Annotated in this window: 14 protein-coding genes; 8 read left to right on the forward strand and 6 right to left on the reverse strand. The window is 61.8% G+C overall.

The genetic code is table 11. The annotated features are described in order from the left end of the window. Positions 1–93 precede the first annotated feature (93 nt). A complete protein-coding gene (locus RG836_RS10195) occupies positions 94–1,002 on the reverse strand; it encodes a LysR family transcriptional regulator (protein WP_310845153.1) in 909 nt (302 codons plus the stop codon). A gap of 226 nt (positions 1,003–1,228) precedes the next feature. Between RG836_RS10195 and RG836_RS10200 the strand changes: the two genes are divergently transcribed. Continuing rightward, positions 1,229–2,062, forward strand: a complete 834-nt coding sequence (locus RG836_RS10200; RefSeq protein WP_310845154.1) for an SDR family oxidoreductase — start codon at positions 1,229–1,231, stop codon at positions 2,060–2,062. Between the two features lie 51 nt (positions 2,063–2,113). Here RG836_RS10200 and RG836_RS10205 read toward each other — a convergent pair whose 3' ends face one another. Continuing rightward, positions 2,114–2,548, reverse strand: a complete 435-nt coding sequence (locus RG836_RS10205) for a nuclear transport factor 2 family protein (protein ID WP_310845155.1) — start codon at positions 2,546–2,548, stop codon at positions 2,114–2,116. Between the two features lie 218 nt (positions 2,549–2,766). Then, positions 2,767–3,207 (reverse strand): hotdog fold domain-containing protein, encoded by a 441-nt coding sequence (locus RG836_RS10210; RefSeq protein WP_310845156.1) that lies wholly within the window; start codon positions 3,205–3,207, stop codon positions 2,767–2,769. Positions 3,208–3,346: 139 nt separating this feature from the next. On the opposite strand from RG836_RS10210, the gene RG836_RS10215 reads away from it, so the two are divergent. Then, positions 3,347–4,012: a TetR/AcrR family transcriptional regulator gene (locus RG836_RS10215; RefSeq protein ID WP_310845157.1), complete on the forward strand. Its 666-nt coding sequence runs from the start codon at positions 3,347–3,349 to the stop codon at positions 4,010–4,012. A gap of 160 nt (positions 4,013–4,172) precedes the next feature. Here RG836_RS10215 and RG836_RS10220 read toward each other — a convergent pair whose 3' ends face one another. Further along, entirely contained in the window at positions 4,173–5,060 is an 888-nt protein-coding gene (locus tag RG836_RS10220; protein ID WP_310845158.1) for an AraC family transcriptional regulator, read from the reverse strand. Between the two features lie 137 nt (positions 5,061–5,197). On the opposite strand from RG836_RS10220, the gene RG836_RS10225 reads away from it, so the two are divergent. Next, the gene (locus RG836_RS10225) at positions 5,198–5,953 is read left to right on the forward strand and encodes an SDR family NAD(P)-dependent oxidoreductase (RefSeq protein ID WP_310845159.1); all 756 of its coding nucleotides are present in this window, start codon (positions 5,198–5,200) and stop codon (positions 5,951–5,953) included. 524 nt (positions 5,954–6,477) lie between these two features. On the opposite strand, the gene RG836_RS10230 is transcribed toward RG836_RS10225, so the two are convergent. Further along, on the reverse strand, positions 6,478–7,380 hold the full coding sequence (locus RG836_RS10230; RefSeq protein ID WP_310845161.1) for a LysR family transcriptional regulator: 903 nt from the start codon (positions 7,378–7,380) through the stop codon (positions 6,478–6,480). A gap of 131 nt (positions 7,381–7,511) precedes the next feature. Between RG836_RS10230 and RG836_RS10235 the strand changes: the two genes are divergently transcribed. The 3 genes from RG836_RS10235 (at position 7,512) to RG836_RS10245 (ending at position 11,005) form a co-directional block, all read left to right on the forward strand. Further along, on the forward strand, positions 7,512–8,861 hold the full coding sequence (locus tag RG836_RS10235; protein ID WP_310845163.1) for an MFS transporter: 1,350 nt from the start codon (positions 7,512–7,514) through the stop codon (positions 8,859–8,861). 28 nt (positions 8,862–8,889) lie between these two features. After that, complete coding sequence (locus tag RG836_RS10240) at positions 8,890–10,164, forward strand: glucarate dehydratase family protein (RefSeq protein WP_310845165.1); 1,275 nt, start codon at positions 8,890–8,892, stop codon at positions 10,162–10,164. 169 nt (positions 10,165–10,333) lie between these two features. Then, complete coding sequence (locus tag RG836_RS10245) at positions 10,334–11,005, forward strand: ATPase (RefSeq protein ID WP_310845166.1); 672 nt, start codon at positions 10,334–10,336, stop codon at positions 11,003–11,005. Between the two features lie 52 nt (positions 11,006–11,057). On the opposite strand, the gene RG836_RS10250 is transcribed toward RG836_RS10245, so the two are convergent. Further along, positions 11,058–11,846: an alpha/beta hydrolase gene (locus RG836_RS10250; RefSeq protein WP_310845167.1), complete on the reverse strand. Its 789-nt coding sequence runs from the start codon at positions 11,844–11,846 to the stop codon at positions 11,058–11,060. A 137-nt stretch (positions 11,847–11,983) separates the two neighbouring features. Here RG836_RS10250 and RG836_RS10255 point away from each other — a divergent pair, with 137 nt between their 5' ends. Further along, on the forward strand, positions 11,984–13,276 hold the full coding sequence (locus RG836_RS10255) for an NTP/NDP exchange transporter (protein WP_310845168.1): 1,293 nt from the start codon (positions 11,984–11,986) through the stop codon (positions 13,274–13,276). Beyond that, a complete protein-coding gene (locus tag RG836_RS10260) occupies positions 13,263–14,207 on the forward strand; it encodes an aldo/keto reductase (RefSeq protein ID WP_310845170.1) in 945 nt (314 codons plus the stop codon). Before RG836_RS10255 ends, RG836_RS10260 begins: the two co-directional genes overlap by 14 nt. Positions 14,208–14,209 lie beyond the last annotated feature (2 nt).

Raw genomic sequence — 14,209 nt, forward strand, 5'->3', positions numbered from 1 at the left:
GGCGGTGTTCCGGTTGTTGTCGTTGTTCTAGAAGAATCGTAGACAGTGGCTGTTAGAGCAAGGCGCAAAGCGGCAGATACCCAGCGAAAAACGTCATTTGCCCGGTTTTTTCTGGTTGACCTCGCGAATCAGCTCGATAAACGCGCGCAAGCCTGCCGGAACGTGGCGGCTGGCCGGGTAAAACAGGCACAGGCCGGGGTAGGGCGGCGTCCAGTCGCGCAGCACGCGAACCAGTCGTCCGGCGGCCAGATGCTCATCAATCGACGACTCGTTGGTGCAGATCAGGCCGACTCCTTGCAGCGCGGCTTCGACGATCAACTGGTGGCTGTCGAGAGTGATCGGGCCGTCGACATCGATAATCTGCTGCTGCCCGCGTTTGGCGAATTCCCAGCGGTACAACGCGCCACTGGCGAAGCGCGTGCGAATGCAGCGGTGCGCGGCAAGGTCGGCCGGGGTTTTCGGTGTCGGGTAGTGAGCGAAGTAGGCCGGCGAACCGACCACGGCAAATTGCAGCGGTGGGCTGCAGGGCACGGCGATCATGTCCAGCGGCACGCTTTCGGCCATGCGAATGCCGGCGTCGAAGCCCTCGGCGACGATGTCCACCAGAGCGGTGTCGGTGACGATCTCCAGGCGCATGTCCGGGTAACGCCGCAAAAACTCCACCACCACTGAACTCATGAGCATTTGTACGGCGCCTTCGGAGGCGTTAATGCGCAGGGTGCCGCTGGGCGTATCGCGGAACTGGTTGACCGCTTCCATGGCGCTGGAAATGTCCAGCAACGCCGGCCGCACCCGCGCCAGAAACTGCTCGCCCGCCTCAGACAAGGAAACGCTACGGGTGGTGCGATTGAACAGGCGCACACCCATGCGTTGTTCCAGTGCGGCAATCGCGTGGCTCATGGCCGAGGGCGATAGCCCCAATTCGGCAGCCGCGCGACGAAAGTTGCGGTGATTGGCCAGCGCCACCACGGCATTGAGTTCGAGCAATCCGGCTTTCTGCATTGTGCGGGTTCCTGCATCAGTTCATCCCATATTAGCTCGATTGTTTGAATGATGAGTGCGGCCTATCGTGGACTCGAATTCGCCGCTGACCCTGTGGGAGCGGGCTTGCCCGCGATGGCGTCGGGTCAATCAACGCAGTGTTGACAGATATGGCTCATCGCGAGCGGGCTCGCTCCCACAAGAGAGTGGTCTCTAAACCTCTACTCATCCAACCGAGACAATCCCCATGACCTCAACCGTTCTCATCACCGGCGCCTCCAGCGGCTTCGGCCGCACCGCCGCTCAGTTATTCGCCGCTCAAGGCTGGAATGTCATCGCCAGCATGCGCAACGTGGCGGCCGGCGCCGACCTGGCTGCTTTGGACAACGTGTTGGTCACCCGCCTCGACGTGCAGGACCTGGCCAGCATCGATGCCGCCATCAACGCCGGCATCGCCCGTTTCGGCCAGATCGACGTGCTGGTCAATAACGCCGGGTTCGGCTTGTTCGGAGTGTTTGAAGGCACTACACGGGAGAAGATCCGCGAGCAGTTCGACGTCAACCTGTTCGGACTGATGGACGTTACCCGGCAAATCCTGCCGCACATGCGCCAGCGTCAGGCCGGGGTGATCATCAACGTGAGTTCTGGCGCTGGGGTGTTTGGCTTGCCGATGATCTCGGCCTACACCGCCAGCAAGTTCGCCTTGGAAGGCTTTTCTGAATCGCTGTCGTATGAGCTCGCGTCCCAGGGCATCGTGGTGAAAATCGTCGAGCCGGGCGGGGTGATCAGCACCGAGTTCGGCGCGCGCTCGGCCAGCGAAGCGTCGCACCTGTCGACGCCGGGCGATTACGACGCTTTTGTCAGCCATGCGCTGCAAACCTTCGAAGGCCTGCGCGGGCAGCGACTGGCGACATCCGAGGACGTCGCGCAAGTGATCATCGATGCGGCCAACGATGGCAGCGATCGCCTGCGTTACGTCGCCACCCAAGATATTGAGCCGCTGGTGCGGGCCCGTCGCGAAACGTCGGAAGAGGCTTACATGGCGCTGATGCGCGAACGGTTCACGCCGGCGGCGGGGTAGATCGTTGTCAGTGGCGAGAGGGCGCGCCCCTCGCCACGCTTCAGCCGTTTATCAGGCCTTGAACGCCTGGCGGCCTACCAGCAGCCACTTGCCCTTGAGCTTCTGCCAGATCTGGAAGTTTTCGATTTCGGTCGGGATGATTTCATCCCCCTTGATCGCCTGGGCGGAGAAGTGGTGACGGACCAGCGCCACGTCGCCATTCACGGTGATGGTCTGGTTCTGCATCTCCAGAGTCTTGAACGCGCTCTTGCCGGTTTCGATGTCGGAGATAAACGCCGCTTTGTCCTGGATTTTGCCGCTGGAATGGCCGTAGGTCAGGCTGTCGGCCGTCAGGGCTTTCAACTGGGCGATGTCCTTGTGCAGCATGGCCTGAGTCAGGTGGTCGACTGCGGTCGCCACGTCTTTGTCGCTGGCGGCGGGCGTCGCGGCGGCCACGTAGCCGCTGAACAGAAACAGGAAGCCAATCAGTACCGTTGTTTTTTTCATGGGTGTTTCCTTGTTGTTGTTAGAGGCGACTGTTGAAATATTTTGTGATCATTCATCGGTCGTCGTACAACCTAGCATAGAAAAAAAGCAAAGATAAACCGCCGGGGTGCAAATGCCTGGTAGTTCACAGATCGGCCGGTGCCCACGCGTTTCGCCGGGCTCGGTCGCCATGTGTTGGCCATGGCGCCGAGGGGAGCTCAGCCTCTGGTCAGTGATGATTAAGCCAATTTCACATTCATGGTGATTCGCGCCGCACACACTGTTTTGCCTTCGCTGTCGACGATGTTGACCGGAACGATTTTGTCGCCTTCGGTCAGCCAATCCATGCCTTCACCCTCGGCCACGGCCGTCACATCGCTCTTGGCCTTGGCCAGGTATTCCACGGTCATGCCCTTGGGAATCCAGCGCGCGCCTGCGGGGATCGATATGTCAGTCATCATCCCGGCCGCCAGTTCAGCGGCGTTGCACATGGCGATGGCGTGCACGGTGCCAAGGTGGTTGGTGATTTCGCGGCGAAACGGCACTTGCACTGTCGCCCGGCCCGGCCGCAGTTCCGTCACCAGCGGGTTGATGGTGCTGAAATAGGGCGCGACCTGGCCGGCCATCTGGCTGAATGCTTGCGGACCGACGCTGTTGAACATGCTGAGAAACTGGCTCATAGATCGCCTCGTAAGAGAGAGAAATTACCGAATAATGTTCTTTAACAGAATAATGTTCTGTAACGGAACGGTATTCTGTTTCCCCGAAATCTGTCAAGCTGCGCTCTCTTTTCCCCTGAGCTTCGGGTGTGTTTACCGCATGGAAACCTTGGATTTACTCGAGCGCGCCTATCCCGGTCGCCGCGTCGAACTCAAGCGCGACATCTTCAGAAAGGCTCTGGCGCTGTTCAACGAGCAGGGTATTGAAGCCACCACCATCGAAATGATCCGCGCCGAATGCCAGACCAGTGTCGGCGCGATCTACCACCATTTCGGCAACAAGGAAGGCTTGGTCGCGGCGCTGTTTTTCACCGCGCTGGACGATCAGGCGCAACTGCGCGAGCGTTATCTGGCCGAGGCTGACAACACGCAGGCGGGGGTGTACGCGTTGGTCCAAAGCTACGTGGACTGGGTCGACAGCCAGCCGGAATGGGCGCGCTTCCAGTACCACGCGCGGTTCGCCGTGACCAGGGGGCCGTTCAAGGAAGAACTGGTGGCGCGCAACAAAACCCGCAACGGCCAACTGCGCGACTGGCTGGTCGGCGCCGCTGGCGCCGAATCCCTGCGTCGCCTGCCGGCAGAATTGCTGCCCTCACTGATGATTGGCCCTGCGGAAAGCTACTGCCGCGCCTGGCTGTCCGGTCGCGTCAACAATCGGCCGGGGTATTACCGCGATGCGTTGGCCGAAGCGGCGTGGCGCTCGGTGAGTGGGGAAGAGGTGCACGTGAGCGACGAACCGATTGCCGAGTCAGGAGTATTACGCTGAGTCAGGTATGGGTGCGTTGGCCGGACTGACGCTTTCGCGAGCAGGCTCGCTCCCACAATGAGCTCCAGTGTTCATGGCAACTGCGAACACCAGCCAACCCTGTGGGAGCGAGCCTGCTCGCGAAGTTTGCTGGCGGGCATGAGCAACTGACACTCCACCTTCAAACCTGCGCCAGGCGCTTCACCATGTCCATGTCTTTGCTCGGCGGCAGGCCGAACATTCGGCCGTATTCGCGACTGAATTGCGAGACGCTTTCATAGCCCACCGAGAACGCCGCGCTGCTGGCGGTTTTGCCTTCGGCCATCATCTGCCGGCGGGCTTCGATCAGGCGCAGTTGCTTCTGGAATTGCAGCGGCGACAGCGATGTTATTTGGCGAAAGTGTTGATGGAAGGACGACGGACTCATGCCCGCCGTTGCGGCCAGGCGCTCGACCGGCAGCGGCTGGGTGAACGCCTCGCGCAACATTGCCACGGCCCGCGCCACTCGTTGCGCCGGGCCCTGTGGCCAGCCGAGCTGGCGGATCGCCGCGCCGTGGCGGCCCTCCAGTAACCAGTAATGCAGCTCACGAATCCGCTGCGCGTGCAGCACCGGCACCGCAGATGGCCGATCCAGCAAATGCATCAGGCGCAGTGCCGCATCGGCGACTTCCACATCGGTCGGTTCGGACAGCACCGGCGCGTGATCGGCCGCCGCTCCCGGTTGCATCTCCAGGCTCAGCTCGGCGATTACCGCCACGTCCAGCTCAAGCACCAGTGAAAGGTACGGTTGGTCGACACTGGCGCGGGTCACTTGGCTGAGGGTCGGCACATCGGCGGTAATCAGCAGCGAATCGCCGGCCTCGAAGTCGTAGGTGCGGGCGCCCATCGCCACCCGTTTGCTGCCCTGCAACACCAGGCACACCAGCGGCCGCGGGATCGAGTGCACCAGTTCAGTGGGCGTGGTCGAGCGGATGGTGGTCAGGCCTGCGATGGGCGTCTGGGCAAGGCCGCTGGTGTCGGCGTGCTGGTCGACATAGCGGCGAACGGTGGTCAACAGGGTCTCGGTCATGGGACTTATGCTAGTCGATCATCGCGCGTTACTGCTATTGGGCTTGGAGGATTAGGCAAACAACGTCGAGGTTCTGGCAACGGCGTTCGCGCTTTGGCGTCCTATTCTGGGCGCCACACCCACCAGGAGTTGCCACCATGAGCAAGATTGCCCTCGTCACCGGAGCCAGCCGTGGCCTCGGTCGCAATACCGCACTGAGCATCGCCCGTCACGGCGGCGATGTGATCGTCACTTACCAAAGCCGCAGCGCCGACGCCGACGCCGTGGTCGCCGAAATCACCGCCCTGGGCCGCCAGGCCGTGGCCCTGCAACTGGACACCGGCAACGTCCGTGGCTTTGCCGATTTCGCCGAACGCCTGCGCCAAGCGTTGCGTGACACCTGGCAGCGCGAGCACTTCGATCACCTGATCAACAACGCCGGGCATGGTGATTACGCACTGATTGCCGAAACCAGCGAAGCGCAATTCGACAGTTTGGTTAACGTGCACTTCAAAGGCGTGTTCTTCCTCACCCAAACCCTGCTGCCACTGATCGCTGACGGTGGTCGCGTCGTCAACCTGTCGTCGGGCCTGACCCGCGTGTCCTTCCCCGGCTACGGCGCCTATGCCGCAGTGAAAGGCGCGGTGGAAGTGCTCTCGGTGTACATGGCCAAGGAACTGGGCGCCCGGGGCATCACCGTCAACACCGTGGCCCCCGGCGCGATCGAAACCGACTTTGGCGGCGGCGCGGTGCGCGACAACCCGGAAATCAACCAGTTGTTCGCCGACATGACCGCCCTCGGCCGCGCCGGCGTGCCGGACGACATCGGACCGATGATCGCCAGCCTCTTGTCGGAAGCCAACCGCTGGGTCAATGGGCAAAGGATTGAAGTGTCTGGCGGGCAGGGGATTTGATCACTCCCGCACACCAGACCTAACCCTTGTAGGAGCGAGCCTGCTCGCGAAAACAGTGCGCCAGTCAACACCTTGGGTGACTGATGCGCCGCCTTCGCGAGCAGGCTCGCTCCCACATGGCGAAGGCGTACAACCTGAAGCCAGGTCGGCTACTAGGCCGCCTCGGCTGCTTTTGATCTGGCTCTTGATCTGCTCTGCCCCGTTAACCAGAGGCTGAACGCAGGTCTTGCGCAGTGGGCAACCCGGCATGGATGCCGGGTTAGCCGCCCCCGGCCATGGATGGCCGATGGCGGCGGGCCCACGGAGCAAGGCCGGAGTGAAGGCATGCCGAGCCTAGGCGAGGCACCGAATGGAGGGGATTAAAGCCTTTGGTTACTTTGGGCTTTTCAAAGTGACCCGCTGTAAGAGCGGAACCAATAGAGGCCATCACCAAAGTAATGGATATGTACACCTGCCAAATCTCTAGTGCCTGAGCAGAAGTCATCGCTGGCAAGCCAGCTCCCACAGTGTTATCGGACATCCGCCTATCCACCCCAACCCTCGCTCACCGCCCGCCGAATCCCTTCCAGCAACATGGCAAACGCCGGGTTGTCGTTGTTCTCGCGCCAGATCAAATGCAACTCGCTCTGCACCCCTTCACCCAGATCGATCTCGCGGAACACCACGTTCTTGAACACCACGCTGGTGGCGCACCGGGGCACCAGGGCCAGGCCCATGCCGGCGTTGACCAGTGCCAGGATGGTCAGCGACGAACCGAGCCACTGCACGTAATCCGGAGCCACCCGCGCCGAGCGCAGCATGCCGGTCAGCAGTTCGTTGAACGGCGGATAGGCAGCGTGGGAGTACATCAGGAACGGCTGTTGATCCAGATCGTTGACCGTGACTTGCTCGGCACTGGCCAGGCGATGGCTGCTTGGCACCGCCAGCATGAACGGTTCGCGCACCAGGCATTCGGTGGCGTAGCCGGGTTCCTGCAAGGGCGCGCGGACGATGCCCAAATCGATACGCCGGGCGCGCAGAGCTTCGTGCTGCTGGTAAGTGTTCATCTCCGACAGGTCGATTTTCACGTGCGGCTGCTTGAGCCGCGCTTCTGCGATGACCTTGGGCAAAAATTCATACACCGCGCTACCGACGAAGCTGATATTGACCGTCCCGATGTCGCCCTCGGCAAAGCGCCGGGCGGTGACCGTGGCCTGTTGCGCGCGCTCCAGGAGGTTCTGCGCCTCGATGAAAAACGCCCGGCCGGCGGCGGTCAGCGCGACGCTGCGGGTGGTGCGGGTAAACAGCTCGACGCCGAGGTGATGCTCTAGCAGTTGAATCTGCCGGCTCAGCGGCGGCTGGGTCATGTTCAAGCGCTCGGCGGCGCGGCGGAAGTTCAGTTCAGTGGCGACGGTGGTGAAGCAGCGCAGTTGCGTCAGTTCGAACATTGATCTAATCCAGGTATCAATCGAATGCCAAGTTAGATTAGACGGGATCAATGTCGGCGTCCATGATCGGGACTACCCCTGACGCGACCGTTAAAAGTCGCCCTAAAAAAACAATGATCGGGAGTCGCCCCTTGAATACCCTCCAGAGCTCACTGGACCCCACGGTACTGGCCCGCGCCGCCGCGAAAGTGAAACGCCACGTACTGCCGCTGTTCGTGGTGATGTTCATCGTCAACTACATCGACCGGGTCAACATCGGCTTCGTGCGCAGCCACATGGAAACCGACCTGGGCATTGGCGCCGCCGCTTACGGCCTCGGTGCCGGGCTGTTTTTTGTCGGTTACGCGCTGTTCGAAGTGCCGTCGAACATGCTCCTGCAACGCTACGGCGCGCGCGTGTGGCTGACCCGCATCATGTTCACCTGGGGCGCCGCCGCGATGGCCATGGCGTTCGTTCAGGGCGAGACCAGTTTCTACGTGCTGCGGTTTATCCTCGGCGCGGCTGAGGCGGGGTTCTTTCCCGGCATCATCTATTACTTCACCCAATGGTTGCCGGCGTCGGAACGCGGCAAGACCATGGCGGTGTTCCTCAGCGGTTCAGCGATTGCCTCGGTGATTTCCGGCCCGGTGTCCGGCGCACTGTTGAACATCAGCGGCCTGAGCCTGCATGGCTGGCAGTGGATGTTCCTGATCGAAGGTTTCGCCTCGATCGCGCTGTGCGGCTTCGTCTGGTTCTGGCTGCAGTCGCATCCGCGTGAAGCCAAGTGGTTGAGCGAAGAAGAACGCAACACCTTGATTGCCGCCATCGCTCTCGAACAGCAGGCCCGGGAAGGCGTGCAGGTGGTCAGGCCGTCGATGTTCAAGCTGCTCGCCGACCGACAGATCGCGCTGTTCTGCTTCATCTATTTCTCCATCGCCCTGACCATCTACGGCGCCACGTTCTGGCTGCCGAGCATGATCAAGAAAATGGGCAACCTCGGCGACTTCCAGGTCGGCCTGCTCAACTCGGTGCCGTGGATCATCTCGATCGTCGCCATGTACGGGTTCGCATCAATGGCCGGCAAGTGGAAATTCCAGCAAGCCTGGGTTGCGCTGACCTTGGTGATCGCCGCGTTTGGGATGTTCATGTCGACCACCGGCGGGCCTATCTTTGCTTTCGTCGCCATCTGCTTCGCCGCCATCGGTTTCAAAGCGGCCTCGGCGCTGTTCTGGCCGATTCCGCAAAGCTATCTGGATGCCCGCATCGCCGCGGCGGTGATTGCGCTGATCAACTCGGTCGGCAACCTCGGCGGCTTCGTCGCGCCCACCGCGTTTGGCTTCCTCGAAGAAACCACCGGCTCCATCGAAGGTGGCCTCTACGGCTTGGCCGCGACCTCGCTGGTGGCCGCTATCGTGATCTTCTTCGCCCGCACCACGCCCAAGGCCAGCCAATCCCCCAAAGGTAATGGCCATGCCCGCAGCGCCGCCGTGGCAACCCATTGAGTCCTGGCTACTGACAAGGAGCAGCCGTTTGAAAATCAACAGAGTCACCGTGACCCCCATCGCCTTTCGCGATCCACCGCTGCTCAACGCCAGCGGGATTCATGAACCCTTTGCGCTGCGCTCGATCATCGAAATCGAGAGCGACAACGGCTACATCGGCCTCGGCGAAAGCTACGGCGATGCCCCGGCGCTGGCGATCCAGCAACAACTGCAAAGCCAGTTGATCGGCCTCGACCCGTTCAACCTCAACCAGTTGCGCACGATCGTCAAAGCCACGGTGGCAGCGAACAAAACCACCAGCATCGCCGGCGCCGAACTGGCGCCGGGCTCCCACGCGAGCAAAGCGGTGAGCAACGCGTATTCGGCGTTTGAAGTGGCGTTCCTCGACTTGCAGGCGCATGCGCTCAACGTGCCGTTGGTGGACCTGTTGGGCGGGGCGATTCGTGAGGAAATCCCGTTCAGCGCCTACCTGTTTTTCAAGTACGCGCAGCACGTGGATTCGCCCTACAAGCCGGACAGCTGGGGCGAGGCGCTGAATGAAGAACAGATCGTCGCCCAGGCCCGGCGGATGATTGAGGCCTACGGCTTCAAAAGCATCAAGCTCAAGGCCGGCGCCCTGGAGCCGGAGCATGAAGTGGCGTGCATCAAGGCGCTGAAAAAAGCGTTTCCTGGCTACCCGTTGCGCATCGACCCGAACGCCAACTGGTCGGTGGACACTGCAATCCGCATGGCCGAGCTGCTGGGCGACGACTTGCAGTACTACGAAGACCCGACGCCGGGCCTGGAAGGCATGGCCGAACTGCACAAACGCACCGGCTTGCCGCTGGCGACCAACATGGTGGTCACCGATTTTGACGAGTTCCGCCGCAGCGTGGCGCTCAACAGCGTGCAGATCGTGCTCGCCGACCACCATTACTGGGGCGGCCTGCGCGACACCCAGGCGTTGGCGAAAATGTGCGAGACCTTCGGCTTGGGCGTGTCGATGCATTCCAACTCGCACTTGGGCATCAGTCTGATGGCCATGGCCCATGTGGCGGCGTCAGTGCCCAACCTCGATTACGCCTGCGACACCCATTACCCTTGGCAGGAAGCGGACGAAGAAGTGATCAAGGGCGGCAAGCTGCCGATCGTCGACGGTTGCGTGAGAATCACCCGCGCGCCGGGTCTGGGGCTGGAACTGGACCACGACCAGTTGGGCAAGCTGCACGACCAATACCTGAGCTGCGGCATTCGCCAGCGGGACGACGTCAAGCAGATGCAGCGCTACAAGCCGGACTGGAAGACCGTCAAGCCGCGCTTCTGATTACGGTCATCGAGGGCGTGCCCGGCGCCCTCGAGGACGGACACGCTCAACCCAGCGAATCCCACCATTGGTTTAGTCGATAGTCACCATCAAGAAACGCATGTTCTGATTTTTCGGCAAAGGAGGAGGATAGCGACATACCAAAGCCGCTCTTGAAGGAATCTTGGCGATGAGAATGTCTATCCTGCTGGCCTTTATCGCTGCACTGACTGCCACTGTTACGGTTACCGCCCCGGCTTATGCGGCTGACACTGCGTCGTGCCACTTCGCACCGGTCGCTGAAAGCAGCGCAGCCTTGCAACCGACCCAGTCGGTGGGTGTGCTCTACAGCGAAGGCACCGTCGCTACCTTGCAGTATCTGGAGCAGTACCATTCGATGGCGCAAAACGGCGCCAAGGATGCCGGCCTCGATTCGCGGATTCGTGATGCGCTGGTCAACAGCTCCGACCCGAAACTGGCGATCGACCACTTGATCGGCTCGCTGCAGCAACAGTTCGCGTCGGTCACCGTCTACGCCAGTCTCGACGAGTTGGTGCAGGCCAAACCTGACGTGGTGGTGATGCTCGACACCTTCAATCGCCTGGTGACCCAACGCAACAATCAGGTTGAAGCGCGGTTCGTCGCGACCTTCTACGACGCCAACCTGCAATACATCGGCAAGGCTGAAGGCGCGGTGGACAAGCAAATGCCATCGGTCTGGGTGCACGACAAAAAGGCCCCGGAGATCGCCGCCCAGATTGACCAGCAACGGGTGCTGCAACTGGATGCCCTGAAACAGTTCGACCACTCGCTTAAAACCCTGGTGACCGCCGGTGACAAGGACCGCGTTGCCAGTAACTGAATGCTCTGTAAGTTTTGGGCCCGTTGATCGGGCCCTTTTTTTTGCCTGCGTTTTATAGACCTTCCGCCAGTTGCCGCCGGTACTCCGGCGCCTCCGAGATCGTGTTATGCCCGACGCCGGGCAGGACGATCAGCGAAGCCACGCCGGGTTTGAACTGTCGATACAGTCGCTCAGTACTGGCGCGCGGGATGATGTCGTCCTGCTGCGCGGCGATCAGGCGTGTCGGCACCGTAATACTCGGGGCGTAGCGCCAGGATTCAAAACGGTCGCGCAACAGCCATTGCACCGGAAAGATCGGATACTGGCGCGCGGCGATTTCACCGAGGCTGTTGAAGGGCGTGATCAGCACCAACCGCGCCACCGGTCGTTGGCTGGCCAGGCGAATCGCCACGCCGCTGCCGAGGCTGCGGCCGATCACGGCAATCTGCGGATGCGTGCGCTGAACCTCGTCGAACAAGGCCAGGGCATCTTGCGCAAGCGCTTCTTCCGACGGCGAGCCGCCGCTGCCGCCGAACCCCCGGTAATGTAGCAAATACAGCGCATGCCCAGGAAACGTCGCGCTGAATTCAGGCAAGTTGCGCGAGACATCTTCGGCATTGCCGCCGAAATACAGCAACGCCTTGGGGCCATCGCGTGGCCGGATCGACACATTGATCGGCACCGCGTCTACCGTCAGGGTCATTCGCGAAGCCGAACTGTCGAGGGCGCCGGGTTGCGGAAAATAAATCAGCGACCGCTGAAACAGCCACAGGCCGAGGCACAGCGCCAGGTACAGGGCGAGGACGATGGCGAAGACAATTAACAAGAGACGGGACATTCGGCTAACTTTAGTGGGCGACATGCAGGGCTCGGGTTGACACGCGGTGGTGCCGTGATCGACGTCGGACGCCGGCAGCCAACAGCGCCAACGGCGAACAGCAGTGTAGCCGACTACCGGGAGATGCCGATGTCCCGCTTTGCCATCTGGAACCACCGCCCATGACCTCCATCAACCCGTTGAAGTGGGTCAGGCTGCTGCCGGGCGAACGCAGCGCCTTACTGTTGGGGTTCGCTTTTCACTTCTGCGTGCTCGCCAGCTATTACCTGGTGCGGCCGTTGCGCGACGCGCTGGGGCTGGAGGGTGGCGCCGATCAGTTGCAATGGCTGTTCACCGCGACCTTCGTGGTGATGCTGCTGATGGTGCCATTGTTCGGCGCGTTAGTGTCACGGCTGCCGGCGGTGCGCTTCGTGCCGTTGATCTACCGGCTGATCGCGCTGTCGATGCTGGCGTTCGGCGTATTGATCGCCAATCACGTGGCAGCGGTGCAGGTCGGCCGGGTGTTCTTCGTATGGATCAGCATCTACAACCTGTTCATCGTGTCGATTTTCTGGAGCGTGCTGGTCGACCGTTTTTCCAGCGAGCAGGGCCGGCGGTTGTTCGGCTTTATCGCTGCCGGCGGTACCTTGGGCACCTTCATCGGGCCGTTGCTGGCAGCAACCATGGCCACGCGACTCGGCCCGGTGGCGTTGACGCTGGCCGCAGCGGTACTGCTGGAAGTCGCGGTGCGTTGCTACCGAGCGTTGCTGGCGCGCACCCAATCGCAATCCAGCGGGCACTTGCTCGATCAACAGCGCATGGGCGGCGGCATGCTCGCTGGGGTCACCTTGATTCTGCGTTCGCGCTACCTGCTCGGGCTGGTGCTGTTCATGCTGCTGCACACCAGCGTCGCGACCTTGCTGTATTTCGAACAGGGGCGAATCGTCGAGGGCAGCTACGCCAATGTGGCCAGTCGCACGCAGTTTTTTGCCCTGGTGGATTTGACCGTATCGGCGCTGACCCTGGTCTTCCAATTGCTGCTGACCGCGCCGCTGATCCGCTTGATTGGTGTGGGTGGCGCGCTGGCCGCGTTACCACTGGCAACAATTGTCGCGTTTACCGCCATGGCGCTGGCGCCGGTGCCGACTACAGTGATTCTGGTGCAAGGGCTGCGCCGCGCGGTGGAATTCGCCATCGTGCGCCCGGCGCGGGAAGTGCTGTGGACGGTGGTCAGCCGCGAGGAAAAGTACAAGGCCAAGAACGTCATCGAGACCCTGGTGTACCGCGGCGGCGATGCGGCCAGTGGCTGGTTGTCGTTCGGCTTGACGGCCATGGGCGCCGGGTTTGGCCTGGTGGCGCTGCTGATCGTACCGTTCGTCGGGCTGTGGGCCTGGCTATGTGGCTGGCTGGCCGCACGCCAGGCCGAGCAAGCCGAGGTGATTAACGAGGAGGAGGCCAACCATGAACGACCCTGACGGCTTCAGCCGCAGACAACTACTGACGCTGGCGGCCGGGATGTCGGCGGTGTTCACGTTCGACTCGGTGCTTGCGGGCAACACGCCGCCACCGGTAACCGGAGCCACGCACATGCAGACACGGCCAATCCCTTCCAGCGCCGAACCCTTGCCGATGGTCGGGTTGGGCACCTATCGCGGTTTCGACGTCGCGCCTGCGGACCCGGCGTACAAGCTGTTGCCGGCGGTGCTCAGCGGGTTATTCGCAAAGGGCGGGACGGTCATCGACAGTTCGCCGATGTACGGCCGCGCCGAGCAGACCACTGGTGAATTACTGTCGATCCACGAACCGCGTTCGCCAGCCTTCCTGGCCACCAAAGTCTGGACCCGTGGCCGCGAGGAAGGCATCGCGCAGATGGAGCAATCGTTCAAGCTGCTGCAAACCGACCGCATCGACCTGATGCAGATCCACAACCTGCTGGACTGGAAAACCCATCTGCCGACCTTGCGCGAGTGGAAGGCGCAAGGGCGGATTCGCTACATCGGCATCACTCATTACACTGCGTCGGCCTATGACGAAGTTGAAGCGGTGCTCAAGGCCGAGCCGCTGGACTTCTTGCAAATCAACTACGCCCTGGATGATCGCGGGGTTGAAAAGCGCATTTTGCCGCTGTGTCGCGAACGAGGCGTGGCGGTGTTGTGCAACCGGCCGTTCGGTGGCGGTGGTTTGCTTGGGCGCTTGCAGGGCAAGCCGTTGCCCGGTTGGGCGGCGCAGGTGCAGGTCAACAGTTGGGCACAACTGGCGCTGAAGTTCTTGCTGGCGCACCCGGCGGTGACTTGCGTGATCCCCGGCACCGGCAACCCGAAATACATGCTCGACAACGCTGGCGCCGGGTTCGGCCCGATGCTGACCGATGCCCAGCGCCAGCAGTTGATCGCACTGGTGGGGTAACG

This window comes from Pseudomonas rhizozeae, from assembly GCF_031583775.1.
Lineage (GTDB): Bacteria > Pseudomonadota > Gammaproteobacteria > Pseudomonadales > Pseudomonadaceae > Aquipseudomonas.